Consider the following 24469-nt stretch of genomic DNA (forward strand, 5'->3'; position numbering starts at 1 on the left):
TGTTGAATGACAAGCGCTGTAGTTAATTCCGACGATGTAAATAAAAACCCGGTGGCGATCGAATCGCCCGGATCTGACGCCAATAGGGCAGAACAAGGGTCGACCGGCAAAGTCACGCTGGACGACAAATACGTGCAGGCCACCGGACGCGTTTTTATGAACGCCAACCAGGCTCTTGTGCGTCTACCTCTGGACCAGGCACGCCGGGATAAAGCGGCTGGATTAAACTCGGCCTGTTACATTTCGGGATACCGAGGTTCTCCGCTCGGGGTGTATGACTCCGCGCTATGGGGTGCTCAGAACCTGCTGGATAGCCATAACATCGTTTTTCAACCCGGTTTGAACGAAGAGCTGGCAATCAGCGCAATTCGTGGTACTCAGGAATTGGAATGGTTCGGAGAATCTAAATACGACGGCGTATTCGGCCTGTGGTACGGGAAGGGAATCGGCGTTGATCGTGCCTGCGAATCGATGAAGCTGGGCAATCTGGAAGGGGCCTCCGCTACCGGGGGATTTGTTATCGTGGCGGGTGATGATCACGGCGGCAAGTCCTCTGACAGTGCGCATCAATCCGAAAACACATTGATGGCCGCATTTGTACCAATTTTATATCCCGCCACCATCAGTGAGATCATTGAATTCGGCTTGTTTGGGTGGGCAATGTCCCGCTACAGCGGTTGTTATGTGGGATTGAAAACCATTACCGATACACTGGATTTATCCGCCTGTGTGGAACTGCCTGATCCGTACAGAACCTACAATACACCCACCGATGTTATTATTCCGCCCGAGGGATTAAATCTGCGTCCTAATCTGCCTCCGCTGGTGGAAGAAGCATCGCTAGTCAATTATCGTTTACCGGCCGCTACGGCATTTGCCCGAGCCAATGGAATCGACAAAGTCATCCTCGATAGCGAACAGCGCAATTTATCGATTGTCACTGCTGGGAAAGCCTATCTTGATGTACGGCAGGCGCTTGCGGATTTAGATCTGGATGACGACAAATGCCGCCAACTGGGTATTCGATTGTATAAACCGGGTTTGATCTGGCCCATGGATAAAGTGGGCCTCAATCAGTTTGCCGAAGGCAGTAAAGCGGTGTTGGTAGTCGAAGAAAAGCGCCCGGTCATGGAGGAGCAAATTGCGCGACACCTTTACAGCGTAAGTTCTCATCTGCGCCCGGCTCTGGCGGGTAAGGACGACCTGCAGGGCAACGCGTTATTGCCCTCTGTTGGAGAATTAACCGTCGGCAAGGTTCGCGAGGCCATAAAAGTCTTGCTTGATCAACTGGGTGTTGCCGATGCCAATGCCATTGCTCGCTATGCTAATTACAACGAGTTGGAAGCCCGCGGAATAACTCTGGGTAGCAACGTGAATCGCCCCGCGTATTTTTGCTCCGGCTGCCCGCACAACACCAGCACTAAATTGCCCGAGGGCTCCAAAGCCATGGGCGGGATTGGCTGCCACGGCTTGGCGGCAGTAGTAATGGATCGGGATACCATGCAATTCATGCCCATGGGCCATGAAGGCTCACCATGGGTATCAGTGTCGCAATTTGTCGATACCAAGCACATGTTCCAGAATATGGGGGACGGCACCTATTCTCACTCCGGTGTACTGGGTATCCGCGCAGCAGTGGCTGCAAAGGTAAATATCACTTTTAAAGTGCTGTATAACGATGCCGTTGCCATGACCGGTGGACAACCGGTAGAGCAACTAATCACACCGGTTGACATGGTAAACCAATTACTTTCGGAAGGCGTGCGCCCGGTTTATCTGGTGTCGGATGAACCGGATCAATACCACCAAATCAAGTTGCCTGAAAACGCCCGTGTTTTTCATCGGGATGAACTGGATCGATTGCAAAAAGAGCTACGGGACTCACCCGGCGTCTCTGGCATCGTGTATGAGCAGACCTGCGCCACTGAAAAACGCCGACGTCGTAAACGTGGCTTGATGACCGACCCGGATAAACGCCTGTTCATTAACCCCGAGGTCTGCGAGGGTTGCGGAGATTGTTCGGTACAATCCAACTGCATCAGCATTACGCCGTTGGAAACCGAAATGGGACGCAAACGTAAGATCGACCAGTCCACCTGTAACAAAGACTACAGCTGCGTAAAAGGATTTTGTCCATCATTCGTGACCGTCGAAGGGGCGAAGATAGCCACTCATATTCATGGTGATGCCAAACGGCTGGATGCGTTACTGGATTCGCTACCTCAACCCGCTCAGGTTTCCCTGGACCATTCCGGGTTTAATATTCTGGTCGCGGGCATAGGCGGCACCGGCGTACTGACAGTGGGTGCCTTGCTGGGCATGGCTTCGCATCTGGACGGCAAAGGCTGCACCATCCTCGATTTAACAGGTATGGCGCAAAAGGGTGGGGCGGTAACCAGCCATATCCGCATTGGACCAGATCCAAAAGGTATTTTTACCTCGCGCTTGAGCGAGGGCATGACCGATATACTGATTGCCTGCGATATGATTGTCGGCTCCGGTGCTCCGGTGTTGAAAACCTTGCGACCGGGAACGAGCACCGCCATTCTAAATACAGATGTGGCACCGACAGGCGACTTCCAAAGCAATAAGTACCTGGATTTAGGTGAAGCCCGGTTGCGCTCATCCATTCACAAAGCCCTGGACGGGGGGCGTTGTTATGATTTGAATGCCAGTAAGCTAGCGACCGATTTAACCGGTGACAGTATTGGCACGAACATGTTAATGCTCGGCTATGCAATACAAAAAGGGCTGCTGCCATTATCGGTGGAATCCATCCAGCAGGCGATCCGTCTGAACGGGACATTTGTAGAAGGCAATTTGCGAACGCTGGCGTTAGGACGTCTCGCTGCGCACGATCCGGTCGCATTGGCAAAAGAATTGGACGACACGCCGTCGCTTCCACCGCTGGACACCGTGGAAGATGTATTGGCGAGCCGCACGCGACTGCTCTCGGAATACCAAAACGAAGCCTACGCACAGCACTATAGCGCGTACATCGGTGCTGTACGCGAAAAAATTGCTGGTCTCAAGCTCAATCAAATGTTTGACCAAGAACAAGAGTTCACCCGCCAGACCGCACTCACTCTGGCAAAATTAATGGCGTATAAAGACGAATATGAAGTGGCGAGGCTATATACTCATCCCACATTCATGCAGCGCATCAAACAGCAGTTCAGCGGCGATTTCAAACTTACCCTTAATCTTGCACCACCAATAATACCCGGTCAGGACAAGGCGACCGGTCGCCCGAAAAAACGCAGTTTTGGCCCCTGGATGTTAAAAGCATTCAAACTATTGAGTAAGCTAAAAGGCTTACGTGGAACGCCCTTTGATATCTTCGGCTACTTTCCTGAAAGAAAAATGGAACGTCGATTAATTGTCGAGTATCGCGAACTCATTGACAGCGTCATTGGAAATCTCAACGAGGATAACATCGAGATAGGCATTAAAATAGCAGCAGCCGCACGGGAAATCGGTGGATACGGCCCGGTGAAGGAAGAATCGGTTCAGCGTTATCACGCAGAATTGAAAAACTGGCTTCAAGCCTTTAATGACCCGGTTGCGGCGTATCCTTCGCAAGAAAAATTAAAAGTAAGGCAACTGTAACCAGGGGAGCGTCAGCTCTGATGTTGACGCTCACAAACCTTCCATAATAAATGCACGGTGTTTTGCAGCTTGCAGCCGATACGGTAATGCTTTTTGGTAATCACCGCTGTTATACCAGTTGCGTGCCTCTTGTATAGAAACGAATTCCAGTAACACAACGCCGTCCGGTGCATCCCCTTCCAGTGCTTCAACGTTACCATAGACCACCTTTGGATCAGGTTTGATGGTTGTCTGCATTTGCCGCGTGAGACTCTGGTATTGCTTTAGCGCGTCCTGATCACGGACAGAATCTTCACGCATTACAATGATATAAGCTGGCATACTGTTTCCTGGTTAACAAAATAAAAAAGTGAATTGCAGGTTGGCTACGGCCCGGTGTAATCAAGTGGCCCTTGCTTGGCATCCGGAGTTTCTGCTTTCCAACGTACGGATCCAATGGGGCGCTCGAGTTTACGACGCACTTTAGTTGCACCCTCAAACCGGTCAAATGTTTTTATCTTTGCCTGAACCGAAATATCCGTTTGCGTGTACCGGGAACGCATTCTCAGATAATCACCCCATGTAGGACAGTGAAACCGCTCGGTCCACAGTGCAGGGTTTTCTATATCGCGGGCCAACGACCAATCGTAGCCACCATTTCGCATTCTTACTTTTTGCATGCTGACCATGTTGTTATAAAACTCCCGCGCCTGTTCGGGATCAACATCGTAATCTATTTCTAATGCAATCGGCCCTGAACGCAACGAAAGCTCCAGTGCAAACTCCGGTATCTCGGGGATTTCAATTTGCTGAATATCTTCTGCAATGTCATTGGGAACCGGCAACAGAAAGCCGAGAAAGGCGGTCACCACCAACGCACCTGCCGACAACATCATTGCGATTTGCACCGAATAGTCCGCGGCGAATTCGCCCCAGATCCAGGAGCCCACGGCAATTCCCCCAGCAGTGCAGGTCTGAAACATGGAAAGCGCGCGCGCGATGACCCAGCGTGGCGTGGATAACTGCACTGTGACATTGAGCAGGGACACCACAAGAATACTTGCGCCACTGGCAATGAATAATGCAGCACAGGTAAGCGGCAATGATTTGCTTAATCCCACCACCACCAATGCCAGCGCGCCGACCAGAGCCAATAGCTTTAAGGCGCTTTCGGTCGATAGTTTCATGCGCATGGCGTTTACCATAAGTCCGGCTATCACAGCACCAATGCCACTGGCACCCAGCAATAAACCATACATATCCGCTTCACCACCCAAAATGTCCCGCGCGATCAACGGAGACAGTGCGTTGGCAGAAGCGACACACAAGCAGACCACGAACACGCGGAATAACGCTCTGGTAATGTGGGCAGAGTGTTTGGCATAGCGCATACCTGAAACCAACGCTCGTCCGATTCGTTCCGGTGGCAAGCGCGATGCGACCGTGTTGCGACGCCAGAAGAAGAAGGCGACAAACAACGGGATATAGAAAATAGAATTAACTGCAAACGCATAGTTGGCACCAAAAGCCATCACAATGACGCCACCCAACGCTGGACCCGCACTACGAGCCACGTTATAGGCAACTGCACCTAAACCGATGGCGGCCGGCAACTGGTCTGCCGGTACCTGTTCAGGTATAGAGGCTTGCCATGAAGGGGAGTAGAATGCCACGCCGCAGCCAATCATCACGGTAAACAGCAACAACATCCAAGGCGTGGTGATGCCCATAAAAGCTAATGATGTTAGTGTTGCCGAAGCAATAATGGCAAATGCCAGCGAGACCAGCGCGATCAGCCTCCGGTCGAACATGTCCGCTACGGCCCCTGCCAGCAAAGCCACTAGTACATAAGGTGCCATTAACGCCGTTTGGGCCAATGCCACCATCGTCGGCGAATCCGTTAGGCGGGTCATTTCCCAGGCCACGCCCACGCCCAGTATTAGATGCCCGAAATAAGAAAAAACGCTGGTGGTCCAGATGTTGCGGAAGGTCTTGTGCCTTAGCGGGGAAAAGGCACCGACGCTTTTATTAACCGATTGCATTAAGATTCTCTTGTTGTCATAGGCATGTAAATCGCGCCTGATCCGCCCGATCGCCTACCTTCAATATACAACAATGATGCTTAATTAATCACTACCTATTCACAGGTATTCTGAATGCATTCATATACATGCCGGCTAACACATAGCCACCAATAGTGAAGGTTAGATCTGCAAGCTGCCGCTGATCAAAGTGAACCGCAAGTTGCTGCCAGATAGCGTCCGGTATATCTGACTGACGGCGCATGTGATCCACTGCAGTCAGCAGTAGGCGCTCTTCAGCACCCCAATGGTCGGATATTTCCGTTGCCGCTATACGTCCCACTTCATTTTCTGTCAGCAGATTATCGCGTACCGCCATCATCGAGTGTTGCGTCCATTCCAGATCGAACTGCCAGCACCAGGCCACCCGTAGAATGATCATTCGTGTATGACGAGGTTGCAGGCTGCTCTCACGTAACAGATATTTGGCGAATGGGAAATAGACTCGCGCTAGTGCCGGATTCTGTAGCACCGTTGACAGGATGGGGGAGAGCTGGTCTTTTTCAGACTCATCTCCATTCAAACCGAACTCGCTGAAGGGAACTGAAAAAGAGGCCAGTATGTCACGCACGTCATCCGTCCATTGTTCATGTCCAATGGGAGGGAATCTCATAAACCGGGCTCCTGAACATAAATCGGATCACCCAGATTGGTGCCACCATCAACTGGCAGAATAACCCCGGTCACTTGAGCGGAGAGATCGCTGGCCAGATACAGTGCCGCATTGGCGACATCTTCCGGAGCCCCCTGACGTTGCAAAGGTTGCGTTTTTTTGATGCGTGCGGAGATATCATAAAACGTCATACCCGCCGGAATGTGTCCCGGTGCGATGCAGTTGACCCGCACCCCATGCACGCCCAATTCCCTGGCAATACTTTGTGTCAACTGCATCACTCCGGCCTTGGCTGCTCGGTAAGTGATTAATGGCAGGCCGGGTTTGAGCGCAGCCAAAGAGGAAGTATTGATAATAGAGCCGCCTCCATGGTCCACCATATAACGTGCTGCACACTGACAACCCACCATTGTGCCGAACAAATTCACTGAAATAACCTGTTCAAAATCGTTAAAATCGTCAGTCAGAAAGCTGTTGTGTATTGCGCCGCTGATGCCTGCATTGTTGTACATAACGTTGAGACCACCGAATCGATCCACGGTAAAATCAACCAATTCTTGCACCTGTTCGGCTTTGGCAACATCGGTGTATTTGAACTCAGCACCGGCTCCCAACGCTTGCGCAAGCAGAGTCCCTTGCTCTTCGTTACGGTCGGCGATCACTACTTTGGCTCCGTGCTCAACAAACAACTCTGCAGTTGCGCGACCAATGCCACTAGCGCCACCGGTCACTATGGCGATCTTATCGGTTAGTAATGTGCTCATTTAGGCAATCTCATCCGACATAGCCGCCACCAATGGCCATAAAACATCATCGGCGGTTTTGGTACAGAAATATTCGTTAACCTGCCGTATCTTGCCTTCCGACAACACGAACACCATGCAGTATTGATTGTTGTAGGGCTGGCCATCGCTGGTCGTAGCATTGCCTTCAAATTCCACTACCACACGATCGCCTTCCGCAGTAAAGCTACCGAATTCGGGTCGCAAACCGGTTGGCAGTAGTTTATTGAACGCGTTGATCGTGCCTATAATCGTGTCATAGTGGCGAACCCCGGCGAATTTTCCGAAACCCTTGGCCAACGTATACGCATCCTTACTCAGGCAGGTGGCTGCGGTCGCTCCGTCACTGGCGCCCATCGCTTCAATAAATTTTCGAACTACGGATTTGTTGGTTTCAGTTTGGCTACTCATACTGTGCCTTCCTTCTTATTGTCGTATTAGTCTTTGGTATCGGTTTTGGGTGACCATCCAAACAAATTTTTTATCCATATACGCAACGCAGCAAACGTCGATTTCACCAGTCCGGTTGCCATCGGTATTGCAAATCCAGTATCAGCAGCACTGGCGGTTCCCACACCTGCAACTCGCTCCACTTCCGCTTTCAGTTTGGTTGCGAAGGCCTTAACAAACTGAGGCAGTAGCGGGGCGCCGATGGCTTCCCACATTGCCGTCATTGGTCCACTTCCGATAATACAAATATCTAGAGTGACTTCGGTTTCATGAGCACCAACGGGCCTTGCGCTATAAACACCTTTTCCTTCAACCGGTAAATCATCGACGTTGTATACGAAATTTACTCGCTCAGGACCGTCCCATTGTTCGACACAAACCTGGACGGTATCGGTGCGGGTTACGCCGGCTGCACTGACCTTAATGACCCACTCGGAGACGTTTTCATTGATGATGTTGCAGCTCTGGTGGCCTGGAAATATACTGGCCCAACCGCGGATATCTTCCACATATTTCCAGACGTTATCAATTGACGTATTGATCACGAAAGTGTGTTTACTTGTAATCATAGTGGTTCCTTACAAGCCCAGGCGTTCAATTTCTTGTTTCAGTAACTCACTTGGCTTGCCCGCAGCATGCCTGCCTGCAAGATAGCCATGTGTAAGCCCGCGCGCGTTCGTGATACCGCTTTGCATAAAAGCGCCATTGTCCAGTCGGGCCATTGAATTACCTGCTACATAAAGACCCTCTATCGGTTTATCGTTCCAGCCCATCGCTCGACAATGATGATCTGCCAAAACGCCTGCAGCGCAGATACCGCCACCCGCCAGACGATGAAGCTCAACTGCATAAAAAGGCCCTTTTGATAACGGACCTAAATTACCGTTGGGCTTCTGCGATTGATCGCCGCACATCAATGCACCCCAGGGATGGGTACCACGGTGGAATTCCGCGTCAACGCCGCTTTCACAATAACCGTTAAAGGTGGATACCGTTTGCTCCAGTTGCTGCGGATCAACCCCGATTCTATCTGCCAATTCGGCCAGACTGTCTGCCGTCACGCCCAAGCCTTCCGGCATTTCCTGCATCGGCATCAGAGAGCCAAACGGGTATTTCTCCCGCGCCTGATGATCGAATATGGCCCAGCATGGAAAATTAGGATGGGTTTGCGTATTACCGTCAATGGCATCAGTGGCGTAATAAATTGAGCGATAGAAACCTTCATTTGCGAAACGCTTGCCCGCTTTATTCACTACTATAGTGTGCGGCATGCCGAGGAATGGGAGGGCGCCACGCCACAAAGGCACACCATTTTCCTGTTCCTCTCCTGGCACATGGAAACCCAGTAAAGTGACATCAGGCACCCGTGCTACGCGGGCTCCAAACTGACCGGCAAGACGTAAATGGGCACCGTCAATCGAGGGCATTACCATCGATTCAACTTTCAATTGATGACCCAGCGTTTTGGCGTAACTGGCGTTGCGTTCATAACTGCTAACCGCGATGACCACCCCTCGATTGGCCTTTATAAATATCGCCTTACCGTCTTGCATGGCACGCACGCCGATAATCCGTTCACCATCGCCAATCAGTTCTTCCACGCTGGTATTAACGTGAATCGGGATGTCCCGGTCAAGCACCCCTTTGACAAAATACGCTGCCAGCCCGGGCCCTGCGCAACGTAAATCCTTGGTCAAGCGCTCCGCCATGACGTTGTAATCCCAACCGGCCATATTTGCCATACCACCGCCGCTAAAAATATCCTCATGGGTCAAACTATAAGGGACATGCGGGGAAACCCGGGTTTTACTCTGCCATTCTCCAAGTGACTCAGCTGGGAAGGGCAAAGCCTCCAGATAACGACCTTCCGGCAATCCATCCTGGTTGTATGGAAAATAATAGTCCGGCAAATCTCTGATAACACACATCTTGAGGCCAATAGTATCTTCGAAATACTTCAAGGCAACCGGCCCATGAACCGCTTGATTTAGAATTGCCAGCTCTTCACCGTAACCCATGGACAGTTCTTTTACGTAACGATAGCCACTCTCTTTAGAGTCTGTAATGCCCGCTTGCTGCGCCAAATGATTTCCAGGTATCCACACTTCACCCATCGAGTATGCGGTCACGCCACCGACCTGATCACTACGTTCCAATACCAAAGCACTGATACCGTGATCAAAAGCCGTGATGGCGGCAGTAAGCCCACCGCCACCGGAGCCGACGGCAACGAGGTCTGCTTCGAGATCCCACTTTTCGGGTACGTTATGAATCATTTTCAATCTCTCCGTTTTATTTTTGTTGTGCTGCAGAACCCTGACTATCGCCTTATGCGAAAGGCTCTTCACCCATTAACGTGCATCGATGCATGATACGCCCACAATCCAGGGGATAGGGCTCCACTCTGTGAATAACCCCGGTGTTATCCCAAATAATCAAATCACCTGGTGACCATTCATGCCGGTAGACAAATTTTGGTTGCGTCGCCCATTCAAGCAATTCGGATAACAGCGCATCGCTTTCTGATTTCGGCATACCGACAATATGCGAAGCGTGGCAACCAATGACCAAAGACCGGCGACCGCATTGGTGTGTCCAGACAAGATTATGCGTCTTCGGTTGAAAGCTTCTCCAATAAGCCAGGTTTGCTTCAGAGCGGGTGATGTCAGCGCGGGTCATCGACATTTCTACGCTGTGGACAACTTGGAGGTTTTGAATACGCTTTTTGGTTTCTTGTGGGAGTTGCTCATAAGCAGCATAAGAATTCGCGAATTCAGTCTGTCCGCCTGTTTCCGATAAGGTCAGACCGGTGAGCATGGTGGCAAATGGCGGTATATCGTCGTGGGTGCCATCAATGTGCCACTGAAAAGAACCTTTAAGGTATTCAGCGTTGGCATTGGATTTTTTATCCAGGGTGATTTTATAAATGCCTTTTCCCAGCTCTTCGCGCAGAGTACCGAGCAAGCGCGCCATACTCATCTGCTCTGCGTCCGTTGGGTGCAGCTCCTTGAACACCAGCACACCACGTTCAATAAGTAACTTTCTTAATTCAGGAACCACTTCAGGGGAACTCAGATATTGCGATTCAATTTCTATTTCTGAACCGATTAGCTCGTTCAGCGGCGACACCTTAAACGACATACTTTTACCTCGCCTTATTCAATTATGCTTATTGATACATCGCTGTACTATTTATCGTATGGTACGCCCGTGTACTATTAACCGTCAAGCGGAACTCTGATGACTAAGCCTGGCAAGGGAGGCGTCGAATTTCGACAGTGTCACCTGCTAGCAGTTAAACCCACTATCCGATGCCTGGCGATCACCAGTCTTCGCGCGATAGAACCAGCGTGTTAACGGCCTGATCCACCCATTGTTTCCGTTCCTTATCCGTGACTGTCGTATCGGTTAGCAGGTGATGGATATACCAGCCCCGGATCATAAAAATAAACGCCTTGGCCACTGCATCGGGATTCGCACAGGGAACACGATCCCGAGAGGCACTTTCCCGGATAAAGGCGGAAATCCTCAGTATTCCACGATTGGTTTTTTCCGCAGAGGCCACGCCCAATTCGGGAAAACGGTAGGATTCGCTGTACATTAGCTTATTCACCGCAATCTGGTCTGCCTGCAAACTGTGTTCAAGCATATGATTCGCGAACGATTTAAGCCCTTGCTGAAGCCCCAATGGAGCCGCGCCAGAGCGCAATGCCGCCTCAGGCGAAGCCCGCGCAATCTGGTCAAAAATAATAGCCCTGAATAGATCTTCTTTGGACGGGTAGCGCGAGTATAGAGTTGTTTTGGAGCCCCCCGCAGCCTGTGCTATGCGGGCCATAGCCGCATCACCGTAGCCGTATTGCAGAAACTCCTTCAGTGCGACCTCAAGGTATTTACTTTCAATCGCGCCCACATCCTCCGGGCGTGGGCGTCCACGCGGTCTGGTGGCGGATTTTGTCTTTATGGGTTTTCTAGTCATAGCCTCACGGAATTAACTCGGATGGTTGTCTCAATGGCGGTAATCATAGGGCAAGAGACTTGTTATGTCCTGGCCGCAACTGGGATTCGATACTTTTAACGGGATTACCTATTTAACAATATACAACAATGGTGTTTAATTGAGCTTCTGTACTTCATCTCTGATAGTGTCAATGTGCTCAGATAATTCAAATAAAAAAGGAAGCCTGTAATGCAATCCAATCGTGGAGAGTTCCGGAGCGGCTGGACAGCCCTGATAGCCGCCACAGCGGGAATGAGCGCCGGATTGGGACTGAATGCCTACATTAATAATATTTTTGCACCTTATCTACTTGAGGCGTTTAACTGGAGTAAATCCGAGTTAGCCCTAAACGGTGCTATTTCGATAATCACGGTTTTCTGGATACCGTTCGTAGGTCGAATGGCGGATCTGTTCGGTGTCCGTAAAGTGGCATTTTTCGGTATTCTCGCGTACCCGTGCAGCTTCATTTTGATGAGCATGTTGTCCGAAGACATACGCGGTCTGTATGCCATACACTTCCTGCAAGTCATCTTCTGCGCCACCACCACGGCAACCGTGTATTGTCGGGTCGTCGCAGAAAAATTTTCCGAACGGCGAGGCGTGGCTTTAGCCATTTGCGCAGCAGGGCCGGCGGTGGCCGGTGCCGTGGCCAGCCCGTTGTTAACCACCTACATTGATCTCAATGGTTGGCGAGCCGGCTTCCATGCGATGGCGATCTTTTCCGGGTTGCTGGGTGTGGTCACGTTTATATTACTACCCAATAAATCCAACGCACGCAAAGCGGATGACAGTAAACACAACGCGCGGAAAGACTACCGCTCTATCTTTACCAGCCCGGCGTTTCGGATCATTGCCGTCAGCGGATTTCTTTGTAGTCTCACCCACGCATTGGCGACATCTCAGGTTAAAGTCATGTTAGCCGACCACGGCGTCACAGGCATCGAAGCGGGTTATATGGTATCGGTGTTTGCAGTGGGTGTGATATTGGGGCGCTTAGTCGCTGGTGTCGCATTGGATAAATGGCCTACGCACATCGTTGCGGCCATCGGTATGGGCTTACCCTGCGTAGGAAGTTATATCCTTGCCACAGACACCACCCAGTTGGCGGTGCTCGGCTTTGCCATTATCCTGATCGGGCTGTCGTTCGGTGCGGAAGCGGACATTCTTGCCTATGCTACAGCCCGCTATTTTCCGATGCATATTTACAGCTCAGTCATGGGGCTATTGACCACGGCAGTGGGACTGGCCATTGGTATTGGCTCCGGTTTACTCAGCTTCATGCTGTCGAAATCCGATAGCTTTACAGGGTTTTTACTGCTCGGGGGCACTCTGGTATTAATCGGAGGAGTAAATCTTTTGCGTTTGGGTTCCATTGAAACCGTGGACAACCCGGCGCACTGAGCGTCGGGCATTTGAATGACGGTGCCCTAAGGTTTTTGTAAAAGCACCGTCGCCAGGGTTAGTAGTTTATCATCGTTGCCGGCATCCATCAGTTGCAATGAAACCACGCTATGATCGGCTGAATCTCTTAGAACTGTCGCCGAAGTCCGTGCCGGACCGACTTTCAGTTGCGATAAAAAATTAACCTGTATATCCGTCGCCACCAAACCGGGGCGCATACTCTCGGCAGCAACTTCCAGAATCACTGTTTGGACACCGCCATTGATCGTTCCTATGGCGTTGATAATGTAGGGTATGCAATTCACCTCGATCACGCCGTTTTCTGCGTCGATCATGTTCATACCAATTTTTTCATTGATTTCACCCGGTTCCGCACCTTCCGGGGTGCGACGCCTAAGCTTTCCCACCCACTCAGCTGGCGTATAATTTTCTGCACCACTGGCGGCAGTACCGGGAATACGGGCAAATGTCAGCAGGCATTTTGCGGCGGGTGTAAGTGCGGATTGCTCACCCGAAGTATTGGTTTTTGGCGCGCCATCTATTAACGTCTTTATTTCCTGAATATCACTCCGGCCATGTCCGTCATAGATGATGGCCGAAATAACAATGGTCTTCTTGCCGATTCGTAGCAGCTGCGCATCCACCACCATAGGACCCTCTACCAACCAATCTATAGCATGAACACTTAAATCCTGGGTTGCGGTCCAATCAGGCCGACAGGCAGCTAACGCAGGGTCAGAGCATGCAACATCGAGCATCGTAGACAAAACACCGACCCGGGACGATCCCTTGGAGGAGCGCACGGCATCCGTTAAGGGCGCTAGCATAATACAACGCTCAGGTGTGACCAGCATCGATGTAAGATCAAGATCAGCGACGAAGTTGCTTTTAATATTTACTTCTGAAATGGCCATCAATTACCTCACACATTTACCACACCGGATCAGGTTTATTCACCTGGCCGAAACGTCAAAAATTAAATTACGTTTATTGTAATGCGTTAGCGCTGATTTCTCAGAAATTATTTTTCGGTAGAAAATAATCCAGCGAGTCTGCGGTTCCTTCAACAATGCCCTGCAATGTATTTTCCAGCCAAACCGCTACTGCTGCTTTCGATGCGGGTGTTCCCTCTATGAAAATATGCCGGTTATAGATTACAAATCCCGTACTGATGTTCAGAATCAAGGTGGCCCTGGCCAGCCCATGGGGGGGACCAATCCATTCTGCGATCGGGTTCAGCATATAGTCTTGCGCGAACTTTTTTGCGATGGCAGCCGATTCATCATCGCCGATGGCCAGGGCGATCATCGCAGGTAACCTGATCGTCTGGTCCGGATCGAGCACGGCCCGAACCAGGGTTTTACCAAAGCTTTCCTTTTGCAGGCTTAATACCGCCTGAAGATCCAACGCACTGAGTAGGGCGGCTTCAAATAGCCCGGCTTTCGACTCAAAGTAACGCACCGGTAGAGCCGAAGAGACATCGGCGAGTTTAGCAATGTCCCGCAAACCTGTTTGGGCGTAGCCTCGCTCCGCGAACAGCTTTTGCGCCGCTTCCAGAATACGTGCTTTGGTTTTTTCCGGATCCCGACGTTTGATCGTAGAGACTTCATCCATAGATTAAATACTCATTACTGCAGAGGCCAGATATTGACATGCTACGGGGGAATTGATAGTGTTTCAAGCATAAGTAAACGACTGCTTACTTAACAGAAATAGGCAGCGATTACCTGGCTCTACAGGCCCGAACCCGTTAACTGATGCGACCCAGCAAGAGAAGTCATTATGAACGATACAGCACCCTCGCAATGCCCAATGCACGATAATATTGACCGCCGTAAGAGTGCAAAACTTGCCGAAGCGAATGTCCAACCGGATGAAGGGGCTCGCTGGGTCAAAACGGCGGAAATTGCCAGAAAAGTATTACGCAGCAAGAAATCATTACAGGCTGGTGCGGGTGCGGAGTACATGACCGCAGATAACCCGGAACATATTTCCGTATTCTTCCTGGATGGTGAGGACCACGCAAATAAAAAGCGAAAAACCCAACGTTTTTTATCTCCCAAAGCCGTGAGCGATCAACACTTTAAAGTGATGACGGACTTTACCAACGTCTTGCTCGAGGAATTCCAGAAAAAAGGTTCCGATAATCTTGAAGATATAAGTTTTAAACTGGCCGTTGAAGTGGTGGGTGAGATCCTCGGCCTCACCGACAGTGATCGAGCCGGAAGGGCGCATCGTATTCGCCGCGTTATGGAAGAGACGATTGTGAAGCCGAAACAAGGTATCGCCGGGCTGATTCAGAAATGTACGCAGATTTCCCTGATCGGCACGTTTTACTGGCGCGACGTGCGTCCTGCCATCAACGCGCGGAAAAAGTCGCCGAAAAATGACGCCCTCTCTTACTATATAGAAGAAAAATACCCGGTAAAATCGATCATCATAGAGTGCCTGACTTATGGTGCAGCCGGTATGATGACAACCCGGGAATTTATTGTTATGGCAGCCTGGTATCTGTTTGAAGACGAGGCCTTGCGCGATCGATTCATGCAGGGTGATACCAAAGATCAACTCGCTATCTTAATGGAAATACTGCGCCTGGAGCCGGTGGCGGGCATGATCCACCGTCGCCTCCATGAAGAATTACCGGATTTTGAAGGCGAAACCCTTCCCTCCGGGGAACTCTATGGAATTGACCTGCGCAAATCCAACGTTGACGAAGCACTTGTCGGGGAATGTCCTTTCGCTCTGGATCCGGATCGGGCAAAACGGGTTAAGGATTTGGGCCGGTACATGAGTTTTGGCGACGGATCTCATAGCTGCCCCGGATGGCAGGTGGCGTTGCATGAAACCCGCATCTTTCTTGAATTACTTTTCAAGGTGCCTGGAATCAAATTAGCCCGCGAACCGGATATTTCCTGGCACCAGGAAGTGGTCGGCTACGAATTGCGGAACGCCGTTGTTACCTGCGACAAAAAAGACTGATAAAAAGCCAGGTAGAATTTGTTAGACTGGGTGAACCGCGTTAGGTGCGGTTCACCCAGTTTTATATCTGCCGGAATCTAAAACACACTTTTATGCACAGTCTTGATCATCAGGTGTTATTCACATTACAGCAATGGGTAGAGCAGGAACTTACTTCCTGGCTGTGCACCATCGTTGCCACACACGGTTCTTCGCCCCGTCCAGTCGGGTCTGTAATGGCCTGCAACCGGAAAGGACAGGTAACAGGCTCCTTGTCCGGCGGTTGTGTTGAAGAGGATCTGATCCAACGTCTGCTGAACTCCGATATCACAGACTTTCCCTCCATCGTTGAATATGGCGTGAGTGCAGAAGAGAATGCACGGTTGGGCCTGCCCTGTGGCGGAAAGCTCACGGTGATGATAGAAAAGCTGGATAGATCAGCACTTCCGATATTGCAATCTATAAATCAAACCCTGAATAACCGCGAGTGCATTGAGCGCACGACCGAGCTGGAAAGCGGTACTATAAGCTTACGACCTGCCCAGCGTTTTGCCGCTTTGGAGATGAGCGAAAAGCGATGTATCCAGGTATATGGCCCTCGTTACAACCTATTGTTAGTCGGGGCAGGCCAGATTGCGGAATGCCTCGCGCAGATGGCAAGCATGATGGACTACCGGGTTATCGTAACCGATCCCCGTGAGGACAAACTAAAAGAGTTTCAGTCGCATATAAAAAACGAAAGCATCGACTGTGAGTGCGTCGGGGGTATGCCTGATGATGTGGCCCGTCAGTATGCTAATGACCCGTTCAGTATCGTCATCACGCTAACCCACGATCCCCGCATTGACGACATGGCACTCATGGAGGCGCTAACACTTCAAAACTATTATGTCGGAGCATTGGGATCAGTACGCACGACAAATCAACGCCTAAAACGGCTTGCTCAGTTAGATTTGAGCCCAAAACAGATTAATCGGTTACATGCGCCAGTAGGACTGTCGATCGGGAGTAAAACCGCACCGGAGATTGCTGTTTCTATACTAGCGCAACTCACTCAAATACGTCGCACGTCAGAAAGCAATACTAACGAAGAACCAACGTCGTGACTTGTGGCGTTATTCTGTTAGCCGCAGGCAGGTCGACCCGCTTCGGGAGTGACAAGCGTGAAGCGCGGATAAAAGGTATGCCGTTATTATTGTACACAGTGCAACAATATACAGCGCTATCGTGCCCGATCCTGGTTGTGATCAATCAGAGCCTATCGCAAAACACCGTATCCGAACTTGAAAAAACAAGTCAGCTTCTTGTCATGCCCGAACCGTCAGACAATCCTACTGTGTACGGCATGGCGGACAGCTTGGCCGCAGCAATCAAGCGCGTTTCAATGTTGGGATGGAACGCCAGCTTAATCGGTCTGGGCGATATGCCTTTTGTCCAACCCGAAACCCTAAAACAGCTACATAATGGATTGCAATCTTGCTCTGCCGTCGTTCCGGTATATAACGGACAATGGGGACATCCGGTAGGGTTCCGGCAACACTATTTTTCTGAACTTGCGAAATTGAACGGCGATAGAGGAGGGCGATCTGTATTGGAGTCGGCACGGCCGATGCAATACGAAGTGAACGATTCCGGCGTGGTATCAGACATTGATACACCTGAACAATTACACAGCCTGTTAAACAAAACTAATTGATGGCACATGTACAAAGTCCCCTGAACGACCGGCGTAATCCAGATCAATGGGATTCTCCCTATTTTTTATAGTTACCAAAAATCTTCGCAGTCATCTTTTACACTGGCTGGCGAGCAAAACTGCTACCTCTTCCTCAAAAACGCGAGATCGCTAATTCAACTGCTTGACATCAAGGTGTCGCAGCTCTAGCGTCTACCGGGCAACAACCGTGGACACAGGCTGTTAATTTGGATTGCGCTCCAAAATTGAGCCTGCGCGACCACATAATAAAAAATATAAAAAAAATAAAAAAGAACTCACATTGCTTTCACTTCTTTTTTCCTCCCGACTTAACCGAATCCGAAACCGGGTTCGATACAAAATATTGATACTCATATTGGAGAATAGAATGAGACCCAAAAATGCAACAAGAACGCACTCACTAATCAGCCTAAGACGATTCAGCAAACTCGCATCCCGTTTGGCTAGCCTATCATTTGGCGGGTGGGGGAAAAAGGGAGTATTCAGTGTAATCGTGGCAGGTTTATTCATACTAAACGGATGCGGTGGCAGTGAGTACGATTACCAGGGCCCGGGTTTGGCCACGGTAAAAGAAGATCCGGACACGGCACCCTGGTTTACGGTATACCGGCCTGCAGATTTGGCGTCTGCAGTAGAACAAAAAGGGCATCTTTTGCCGGTAATTGTTTGGGCGAACGGGGGTTGTTTCCGCAGTGATTTTACTTGGCAGCCTTTATTCAAACGATGGGCTGCTGAAGGCTATGTTGTTCTGGCATTGTCAGCCTCACCAGGGGCAGGTCAGCTGGGCATGACTTCGGTCACACAGCACGGTGCGCTGATTGATTGGGCGCTGAATCAGGCCGACTATGTGGATATGCTGGATGCAGACAAGGTCGTTGCTGCCGGTAACTCCTGTGGCGGGGTAACGGCATTGGGGTTAACGGCGATTGACCCGCGAGTATCAGCAGTATTCGTTCTATCCGGTTCCAGTGCACTCGGTGCATCAAGCAACAATATCATGGATGACGTTACCGTTCCGGTTGGCTTTGTTGTCGGCGGTCCGTCTGATATCGCCGGGCCTAACGCGGTCGCAGACTATAACGCACTTGCTGAAGGTATCCCGGGAATGGTGGCTAATCGCTTTGAAGGTGGCCACCAGACGGTTTCAACAACCGTACCTATTTTGGAGGAAATTGCCGATATCTCCTTTAACTGGATGCAACTTGCACTGTATGGTTCCACCGAATCGTATAATGAGCTGACCTCGGCTAAGGTGTGCTCTGACTGCACACCGGAGCATTGGACGTTAACATCCAAACACCTTGATACACTCTTGCAATAGAACCAACCGACCTATAGCCATCCAGGCTATAGGTCGGCACCATCGTATGCCTCTAGAAACCGGATTACAGCCCCCATATCCGACTTATGCCACAGATTCAGAAAATTACTCATTATAAGAATTTGCGCTCTGGCATGTTCATTAGTTTCTATTAGCGGATCAAAACGGCAGCTCAATTGGGGCAGTTCTCGTATTTTCGAAAGCGTAACCAGCGGCATATCCAGCATCCAAACCAGTCCCATTTTGCAGGCATACAGAATGAGGTAAAGCTTCAGATCCTGAACCGATATGGCTGCGCCTCCACAGCGCTCGAACTCGTTCTTAAACAACGCCAGCAAATCGTCCAGATGTTCATTCCAAATAAAGGTTTCCGCCGCACTTAGACAGCCCCACAAAGCCATAGCGACGTTCATCTGACTGACATTGCCCCAATCAAGTAATCCACACTCGAGTTGGTTGTCGTCATTGCGCCAGAACCAGGCGTTATCGATGTGGGCATTCCAATGGCATAAGGCGACCATCTCCGGCGTGCTGTGTAAAACAGAATTGATCTTCTCAAGCTGCGACTGAAATCGTGGGGCTTCTTCCGCAAGCCGAACTAAAAATGCCTCAGACCGAATATTTTCAGGGAACAGAGTCGGGTATATGGCGACGAATTCAGCATAGTCCCGTACTTTTTCTCTGATCTGTTCAGGTGTGGACTGTTTGTGTCTGCTGACATCCAACCGGCAGGGATCAAATGAAAAGTAGCGTTCCACCGCCTCATCCAGATTACCTGCTTTGTGGCAGCCTGCTAACCGGGCCAGTGAAAGCAGTAAGGCTTGATAATGTTCCAACTGATTTTCAATCCGGTAATCCAGCGCCTTGGGGTGATGATCTTCAAAACCTTGCTTACCATACGGGATGCACTGGGTAACGAGGATGCCAGTGCCGGAATCGTGGTGATAATCTGCGAAATAGCAGACAGGTACATCAATCGGAAAATCAGGGCTCATGGACAACAATGCGAACTGAACTTCCAACGCCATTTGAGTACGTGCTGCGTCGCGAGCAGGGCTGTCGTAATCTCGAGAAAACTTTATAAACAAATCCTGGTGCAAATGCGGCTGGTGCTTTTCATACTGCACAGATATAAGTAATTTGCGGCCTGTACTGCCTCCGGAGATCTCGGTGAATTGGGTTATTTCAGTAACCCGATTATTACGGCACAAAGAACCGGCGCGATGAAACGCCGCAGTAAGAAAATCAGCTCCTCCTGCCCGTAATGCATCACTGTGAGCTGGAATTTCTGCTTCTAAAAAATTACCTGTTACCCAATCGTATTTTTCCAATGGACTGCTCGCTAACTAATTCCAATAATAAGTTGGTTTCAAAATTCAACCTTGCTAGCATTCACATCAGCAGCAACTAACCGGACGTCATTTTTATGCCAACTCAACTCGATCACTATCGTCTTCTGGGCCGTTCTGGGCTCCGCGTATCACCTCTATCGCTCGGCACCATGACGTTTGGCATGAGTGGGTGGGGCACCGATCTGAACGAAGCAGAAAAGATGGTTAATCACTACCTGGAGAAGGGCGGCAACTTCATCGATACCGCCAATTTTTATGCTGCAGGCAAAGCAGAAACCATGCTTGGGCAAATTCTGGATACACGCCGTCAGCAATTGGTTGTTGCCACCAAATACAGCTTATCGATGCGTCGCGGTGACCCCAATGCCAGTGGCAATCAGCGCAAAAATATGGTGCAAGCGGTAGAAGAAAGCCTCAAACGCTTACAGACCGACTACATCGACCTTTTCTATCTTCATCTTTGGGACAACCATACTCCCGCGGAGGAAATTCTCCGTGCATTCGATGATTTGGTTCGTTCCGGCAAAATTCTTTACGCCGGCATTTCTGACACACCCGCTTGGCAAATTTCCCGCTTACAGGCTATTGCCGATTTAAGAGGCTGGTCTCCCTTTGTTGCGCTGCAGGTGCCTTATAATTTGACCGAACGCACTGTGGAGCGAGAGTTCATGCCGATGGCCCTGGAAATGGGACTGGGAGTATTACCCTGGTCACCATTAGCCGGTGGCGTGCTCTCCGGCAAATACACCAGGGAAGACCTGCATCAAAAGTCCGCTGATATGAGTACCCGCAAAAATATCAATCTGGCCACCGGCAGACTCACGGAAAAAGCGTTGGATATTGCCGACGTCGTTCGCACCATCGCTGTTGAGCTAAACTGCAGTGCTGCACAGGTATCGTTGGCCTGGACGTTATTGAATCCAGCGGTTACCTCGCCGATTATCGGTGCACGAACCTACGCTCAATGCGAGGACAACCTGGCGGCTTTGCAAATTGAGTTTAACGAAGACCAGATAATCCGTTTACAGGAAATCAGTCGTGTTGAGTCCTGCTTTCCGCACACTATGATCGATACACCCACCGCCGATATGATGTTCGGCAGTATTAAAATTGCGAAAAGACCGTCACCTTAGGCGACGGCTTTTTTGCCACCCGGTCTGGCTTGGTCAGACGGCTCCGCTTCTAACTTCCCAGCTTTCACCGCAATGTCATTCGCCGCTACGTAGCCAAAGGTTGCGGCTGGTCCAATGGTGCCGCCGGCGCCGGGATACAGATTCCCGAACGGGCTGCCGGAATTATTACCCGCTGCATATAAACCGGCAATCGGCTGATCATTGTCATCCACGACTTGTGCCTTTGAGTTGGCTTTAAGTCCACCTTTCGTGCCCAGGTCGCCTAGATTGATTGGTACGGCATAGTAGGGCGCTGTATCAATAGGCCCAAGGCACGGGTTAGGCTGTACATTCGCATCACCAAACATCTGATCGTATGCGTTGCTGCCGCGACCAAACTCCGGATCAGCGCCAGATTGAGCGTACCGGTTCATATCGGCAACAGCTCTACGCAGTGCGTCGGCAGGAAGATGAATTTTCTTAGCCAATGCATCAACGGAGTTGGCTTTAAAAATATAGTGATCCCAGCAATCGGAGGGGATTTTCCAATCCGGCATAATCATGCTCGGCAGGAAACCGCCGGCGGTAAACTTGGTACGGAAGGTGGCGTCGAACACCAACCAACAAGGGGTGTTTGCACCGGTTTTCTGCTGATCTTCAACCATCGCAATACCGAACTCATCGTAACTACAGGCTTCATTTACAAATCGTTTACCGTTGCGGTTTACACATACGCTATGCGGGCGCCCGACATCGAATGCCGCTTGGTGAATTTCTTCAAAGTTTGATGCACTGTCCATCGGCTTGTGCATGGTCGGAATCCACCAACCGGCTTCCGTATGTTCAGTAGCAGCACCGATATTCATCCCCGCTATAAGCGCCTCACCCCGGTTGGCATCTTCCGGAGAGCTGCTGTGCCGGGTGAGACCGGGTACGGTAAAGAATTTATCGCGCAGTTCTTGATTCCACTCAAATCCACCTGCAGCTAGAACGACACCATGGGTGGCGTTAATCTCATACAACCTGCCGAAATTATTAACCTGCACACCAGTGACACGCCCTTCGTTAACAATCAGTTCTTTCAACCCGGTTTCTGTACGAACTTCAACGCCCCGATCAAAAATTTGTTTAAACAGATGGCCCATCAATGCGCCGCCTTGGGTAAATCGTCGGTCTCGACTGCTGAGCTTACGGGTAGTGATATCAGACCAATAACGCCAGACCATTTTCAGAAATACCTGAACCCAACCGGGACCCTTGGTCGATATCGCAAAAAATTCACCAATATCCATCGCATAGCGACGGAATATTTTGAAGCGATTGTACTGTTCACGCATGGAAACGAACTGAGCGTCGTTGAGCTGACGACCATCAAACGTATCGCAAAGTACCGAGCGATCAGCCCGGGCCTCAGGCGCATTTTGAAAATAGTCCGGCCAAGCGGCTTGAGTGAGCGGTACACCGATGGATTTCAAGAAGTTCGCCATCTTCGGCGCCTCATCAACGTACGCCTCCAATCGGTCACGCTGCACCGGCCCTCGCAATAAGCTGTCAATATAAGTAAATGTCTTATCGCGGTCGTCATCACTGGGTGCTAATTGATTGTTCGGGATCCACATCACACCGCCGGAGGTAGCAGAAGTGCCACCGTATTTATGCGCCTTTTCTACGATCAATACTGACAAACCAAGATCCGCAGCACGTAAAGCCGCCAATGCTCCGGCCGCTCCCGAACCCACCACGATGACATCATAGGTTTCTGATTGAATCATTCTTTTTCTCCGGAACTATTAAGGCAACCCAGCCCATTATAAATTGATTAGTACAACCACCGAACACCCGCGTCTCAAGCGAAACGAATCACAGCGTTTCCGGCGCCACCATTACCCGCAGACCATCCATATCCGCGCTGACATCAATTTGGCAGCACAACCGGCTATTGGGTTTGCGCGTCTCATACACCATATCCAGGGTCATGTCTTCCACTTCGCTGGCTTCGCCAACGGCTTCCTGCCATTGTGGATCAACATAGATGTGACAGGTACCGCAGGCACAGCCACCACCGCATTCACCGAGTATGCCTTCAACACCGTTGGCTTGAGCGATCTGCATCATGTTGTCGCCAACTTCGACATTCTCGATTACTTTTTCAGTACCACTGATTTCCACAAAGGTAATTTTTACTGCACTCATTACTCATAAACTCCTGAGCTTTTAACCTTGAACACCCTTAAAGGGTGCCCCCTTGAATATCTGCCAGCGCTTGTGCGCGCGCTTCTTGTATTTCCCGCAAGTGGTTCACCGGATCACCAGCGGTAATACCGCCATCGACTGGCAAAACCACACCCGTAATTTGGGCAGCCCGGTCGCTGGCCAAAAACAGCACCGTCTGTGCAACATCATCCGGTTTACCATGACGTTTAAGGGGTTGATTGGAATCAAAAGCAGGGGAGATGGCTTGTTTAACCCGCTCAATTTGCTCTTCTGTCATGCCCGGCATAGAAAACGCCGTCAAACTGGTGCGGATATGACCGGGTGCAAGACAGTTCACGCGAATGCCGTATTCTGCCAAATCAATGGCCAGAGATTTACTGAACATAATCATCGCTGCTTTAGTGGCACGATAAGTCATCAATGCCTGACCCGGAAGCAGGCCCGCGATAGACGCATTGTTGATAATGACGCCGCCACCATTCTTGGACATATACTTGCCCGCGCTGCTGCTACCCGCCATCACGCCGAACAGATTAATACCCACCACCTTGTTAAAGTCCGACAGATCATCATCCAGGAAGCGGGCGTGCTGGGCACCGGAGATGCCCGCGTTATTGAACATAATGTGCAAGCCCCCGAAATGCTCCACCGTAAAATCAACCAATGCTTGCATCTGGTCGGCTTTGGAGACGTCAACGCGACGGTAGTAGGCGGATTCGCCCAGTTCGCTCGCCAGGCTCTCGCCTTGCTCGTCATTGATATCGGCAATTACCACCTTTGCGCCTTCGCGCACAAACAATTCTACCGTTGCTCGCCCAATGCCACCGGCACCACCGGTAACTATGGCTACTTTACCTGCTAGATCCTGTCCCACTTAAAC

The 24469-nt window shown here is 50.4% G+C and carries 22 protein-coding genes; 7 read left to right on the forward strand and 15 right to left on the reverse strand.

Annotated features, from left to right (window positions below; genetic code table 11):
- The first annotated feature begins 6 nt into the window (after positions 1-6).
- Entirely contained in the window at positions 7-3609 is a 3603-nt protein-coding gene (locus tag FT643_RS15150) for an indolepyruvate ferredoxin oxidoreductase family protein (RefSeq protein WP_156872259.1), read from the forward strand.
- A 30-nt stretch (positions 3610-3639) separates the two neighbouring features.
- Here FT643_RS15150 and FT643_RS15155 read toward each other — a convergent pair whose 3' ends face one another.
- The 9 genes from FT643_RS15155 to FT643_RS15195 all read right to left on the reverse strand — a co-directional run bounded on the left by FT643_RS15155 (position 3640) and on the right by FT643_RS15195 (position 11490).
- A complete protein-coding gene (locus tag FT643_RS15155; RefSeq protein WP_156872260.1) occupies positions 3640-3930 on the reverse strand; it encodes a DUF1330 domain-containing protein in 291 nt (96 codons plus the stop codon).
- 44 nt (positions 3931-3974) lie between these two features.
- Positions 3975-5630, reverse strand: a complete 1656-nt coding sequence (locus FT643_RS15160) for an MFS transporter (RefSeq protein WP_156872261.1) — start codon at positions 5628-5630, stop codon at positions 3975-3977.
- Between the two features lie 91 nt (positions 5631-5721).
- The gene (locus FT643_RS15165) at positions 5722-6282 is read right to left on the reverse strand and encodes a carboxymuconolactone decarboxylase family protein (RefSeq protein ID WP_156872262.1); all 561 of its coding nucleotides are present in this window, start codon (positions 6280-6282) and stop codon (positions 5722-5724) included.
- Complete coding sequence (locus FT643_RS15170) at positions 6279-7046, reverse strand: SDR family NAD(P)-dependent oxidoreductase (protein ID WP_156872263.1); 768 nt, start codon at positions 7044-7046, stop codon at positions 6279-6281. Before FT643_RS15170 ends, FT643_RS15165 begins: the two co-directional genes overlap by 4 nt.
- Positions 7047-7475 carry a nuclear transport factor 2 family protein gene (locus tag FT643_RS15175; RefSeq protein WP_156872264.1) on the reverse strand — a complete coding sequence of 143 codons (429 nt, stop codon included), beginning with the start codon at positions 7473-7475 and terminating at the stop codon, positions 7047-7049.
- Positions 7476-7501: 26 nt separating this feature from the next.
- On the reverse strand, positions 7502-8083 hold the full coding sequence (locus FT643_RS15180; RefSeq protein ID WP_156872265.1) for an SRPBCC family protein: 582 nt from the start codon (positions 8081-8083) through the stop codon (positions 7502-7504).
- Positions 8084-8092: 9 nt separating this feature from the next.
- Positions 8093-9790 carry an FAD-binding protein gene (locus tag FT643_RS15185; protein ID WP_156872266.1) on the reverse strand — a complete coding sequence of 566 codons (1698 nt, stop codon included), beginning with the start codon at positions 9788-9790 and terminating at the stop codon, positions 8093-8095.
- Positions 9791-9842: 52 nt separating this feature from the next.
- Positions 9843-10655, reverse strand: a complete 813-nt coding sequence (locus FT643_RS15190) for a TauD/TfdA dioxygenase family protein (RefSeq protein WP_156872267.1) — start codon at positions 10653-10655, stop codon at positions 9843-9845.
- Positions 10656-10836: 181 nt separating this feature from the next.
- Positions 10837-11490 carry a TetR/AcrR family transcriptional regulator gene (locus FT643_RS15195; RefSeq protein WP_156872268.1) on the reverse strand — a complete coding sequence of 218 codons (654 nt, stop codon included), beginning with the start codon at positions 11488-11490 and terminating at the stop codon, positions 10837-10839.
- Between the two features lie 210 nt (positions 11491-11700).
- On the opposite strand from FT643_RS15195, the gene FT643_RS15200 reads away from it, so the two are divergent.
- Positions 11701-12912: an MFS transporter gene (locus FT643_RS15200; protein WP_156872269.1), complete on the forward strand. Its 1212-nt coding sequence runs from the start codon at positions 11701-11703 to the stop codon at positions 12910-12912.
- A 26-nt stretch (positions 12913-12938) separates the two neighbouring features.
- On the opposite strand, the gene FT643_RS15205 is transcribed toward FT643_RS15200, so the two are convergent.
- Both FT643_RS15205 and FT643_RS15210 read right to left on the reverse strand, forming a co-directional pair.
- On the reverse strand, positions 12939-13826 hold the full coding sequence (locus FT643_RS15205) for an acyl-CoA thioesterase domain-containing protein (protein ID WP_156872270.1): 888 nt from the start codon (positions 13824-13826) through the stop codon (positions 12939-12941).
- A 100-nt stretch (positions 13827-13926) separates the two neighbouring features.
- On the reverse strand, positions 13927-14526 hold the full coding sequence (locus FT643_RS15210; protein WP_156872271.1) for a TetR/AcrR family transcriptional regulator: 600 nt from the start codon (positions 14524-14526) through the stop codon (positions 13927-13929).
- Between the two features lie 168 nt (positions 14527-14694).
- Between FT643_RS15210 and FT643_RS15215 the strand changes: the two genes are divergently transcribed.
- The 4 genes from FT643_RS15215 to FT643_RS15230 all read left to right on the forward strand — a co-directional run bounded on the left by FT643_RS15215 (position 14695) and on the right by FT643_RS15230 (position 18911).
- The gene (locus tag FT643_RS15215; RefSeq protein ID WP_156872272.1) at positions 14695-15894 is read left to right on the forward strand and encodes a cytochrome P450; all 1200 of its coding nucleotides are present in this window, start codon (positions 14695-14697) and stop codon (positions 15892-15894) included.
- Positions 15895-15986: 92 nt separating this feature from the next.
- On the forward strand, positions 15987-16979 hold the full coding sequence (locus FT643_RS15220; RefSeq protein ID WP_156872273.1) for an XdhC family protein: 993 nt from the start codon (positions 15987-15989) through the stop codon (positions 16977-16979).
- Entirely contained in the window at positions 16976-17569 is a 594-nt protein-coding gene (locus FT643_RS15225; RefSeq protein ID WP_156872274.1) for a nucleotidyltransferase family protein, read from the forward strand. Before FT643_RS15220 ends, FT643_RS15225 begins: the two co-directional genes overlap by 4 nt.
- A 514-nt stretch (positions 17570-18083) precedes the next feature.
- Positions 18084-18911, forward strand: a complete 828-nt coding sequence (locus FT643_RS15230) for an alpha/beta hydrolase family protein (RefSeq protein ID WP_156872275.1) — start codon at positions 18084-18086, stop codon at positions 18909-18911.
- Positions 18912-18937: 26 nt separating this feature from the next.
- Here FT643_RS15230 and FT643_RS15235 read toward each other — a convergent pair whose 3' ends face one another.
- A complete protein-coding gene (locus FT643_RS15235; RefSeq protein WP_156872276.1) occupies positions 18938-20242 on the reverse strand; it encodes a hypothetical protein in 1305 nt (434 codons plus the stop codon).
- 95 nt (positions 20243-20337) lie between these two features.
- On the opposite strand from FT643_RS15235, the gene FT643_RS15240 reads away from it, so the two are divergent.
- On the forward strand, positions 20338-21396 hold the full coding sequence (locus FT643_RS15240; protein WP_156872277.1) for an aldo/keto reductase: 1059 nt from the start codon (positions 20338-20340) through the stop codon (positions 21394-21396).
- On the opposite strand, the gene FT643_RS15245 is transcribed toward FT643_RS15240, so the two are convergent.
- The 3 genes from FT643_RS15245 to FT643_RS15255 form a co-directional block, all read right to left on the reverse strand.
- The gene (locus FT643_RS15245) at positions 21393-23147 is read right to left on the reverse strand and encodes an FAD-dependent oxidoreductase (RefSeq protein ID WP_156872278.1); all 1755 of its coding nucleotides are present in this window, start codon (positions 23145-23147) and stop codon (positions 21393-21395) included. The genes FT643_RS15240 and FT643_RS15245 overlap by 4 nt on opposite strands.
- An 88-nt stretch (positions 23148-23235) precedes the next feature.
- On the reverse strand, positions 23236-23568 hold the full coding sequence (locus tag FT643_RS15250) for a 2Fe-2S iron-sulfur cluster-binding protein (protein WP_156872279.1): 333 nt from the start codon (positions 23566-23568) through the stop codon (positions 23236-23238).
- 37 nt (positions 23569-23605) lie between these two features.
- On the reverse strand, positions 23606-24463 hold the full coding sequence (locus FT643_RS15255) for an SDR family NAD(P)-dependent oxidoreductase (RefSeq protein ID WP_198043585.1): 858 nt from the start codon (positions 24461-24463) through the stop codon (positions 23606-23608).
- Between the last annotated feature and the right edge of the window lie 6 nt (positions 24464-24469).

Source organism: Ketobacter sp. MCCC 1A13808, from assembly GCF_009746715.1.
Lineage (GTDB): Bacteria > Pseudomonadota > Gammaproteobacteria > Pseudomonadales > Ketobacteraceae > Ketobacter.

What these genes read in the sequence shown, in the direction of transcription:
- FT643_RS15170 (WP_156872263.1), bottom strand. Translation starts at nt 7,046, where the DNA reads ATGAGCACATTACTAACCGATAAGATCGCCATAGTGACCGGTGGCGCT.
- FT643_RS15160 (WP_156872261.1), bottom strand. Translation starts at nt 5,630, where the DNA reads ATGCAATCGGTTAATAAAAGCGTCGGTGCCTTTTCCCCGCTAAGGCAC.
- FT643_RS15210 (WP_156872271.1), bottom strand. Translation starts at nt 14,526, where the DNA reads ATGGATGAAGTCTCTACGATCAAACGTCGGGATCCGGAAAAAACCAAA.
- FT643_RS15175 (WP_156872264.1), bottom strand. Translation starts at nt 7,475, where the DNA reads ATGAGTAGCCAAACTGAAACCAACAAATCCGTAGTTCGAAAATTTATT.
- FT643_RS15240 (WP_156872277.1), top strand. Translation starts at nt 20,338, where the DNA reads ATGCCAACTCAACTCGATCACTATCGTCTTCTGGGCCGTTCTGGGCTC.
- FT643_RS15220 (WP_156872273.1), top strand. Translation starts at nt 15,987, where the DNA reads ATGCACAGTCTTGATCATCAGGTGTTATTCACATTACAGCAATGGGTA.
- FT643_RS15250 (WP_156872279.1), bottom strand. Translation starts at nt 23,568, where the DNA reads ATGAGTGCAGTAAAAATTACCTTTGTGGAAATCAGTGGTACTGAAAAA.
- FT643_RS15185 (WP_156872266.1), bottom strand. Translation starts at nt 9,790, where the DNA reads ATGATTCATAACGTACCCGAAAAGTGGGATCTCGAAGCAGACCTCGTT.
- FT643_RS15190 (WP_156872267.1), bottom strand. Translation starts at nt 10,655, where the DNA reads ATGTCGTTTAAGGTGTCGCCGCTGAACGAGCTAATCGGTTCAGAAATA.
- FT643_RS15195 (WP_156872268.1), bottom strand. Translation starts at nt 11,490, where the DNA reads ATGACTAGAAAACCCATAAAGACAAAATCCGCCACCAGACCGCGTGGA.
- FT643_RS15180 (WP_156872265.1), bottom strand. Translation starts at nt 8,083, where the DNA reads ATGATTACAAGTAAACACACTTTCGTGATCAATACGTCAATTGATAAC.
- FT643_RS15200 (WP_156872269.1), top strand. Translation starts at nt 11,701, where the DNA reads ATGCAATCCAATCGTGGAGAGTTCCGGAGCGGCTGGACAGCCCTGATA.
- FT643_RS15215 (WP_156872272.1), top strand. Translation starts at nt 14,695, where the DNA reads ATGAACGATACAGCACCCTCGCAATGCCCAATGCACGATAATATTGAC.
- FT643_RS15155 (WP_156872260.1), bottom strand. Translation starts at nt 3,930, where the DNA reads ATGCCAGCTTATATCATTGTAATGCGTGAAGATTCTGTCCGTGATCAG.
- FT643_RS15150 (WP_156872259.1), top strand. Translation starts at nt 7, where the DNA reads ATGACAAGCGCTGTAGTTAATTCCGACGATGTAAATAAAAACCCGGTG.
- FT643_RS15165 (WP_156872262.1), bottom strand. Translation starts at nt 6,282, where the DNA reads ATGAGATTCCCTCCCATTGGACATGAACAATGGACGGATGACGTGCGT.
- FT643_RS15245 (WP_156872278.1), bottom strand. Translation starts at nt 23,147, where the DNA reads ATGATTCAATCAGAAACCTATGATGTCATCGTGGTGGGTTCGGGAGCG.
- FT643_RS15205 (WP_156872270.1), bottom strand. Translation starts at nt 13,826, where the DNA reads ATGGCCATTTCAGAAGTAAATATTAAAAGCAACTTCGTCGCTGATCTT.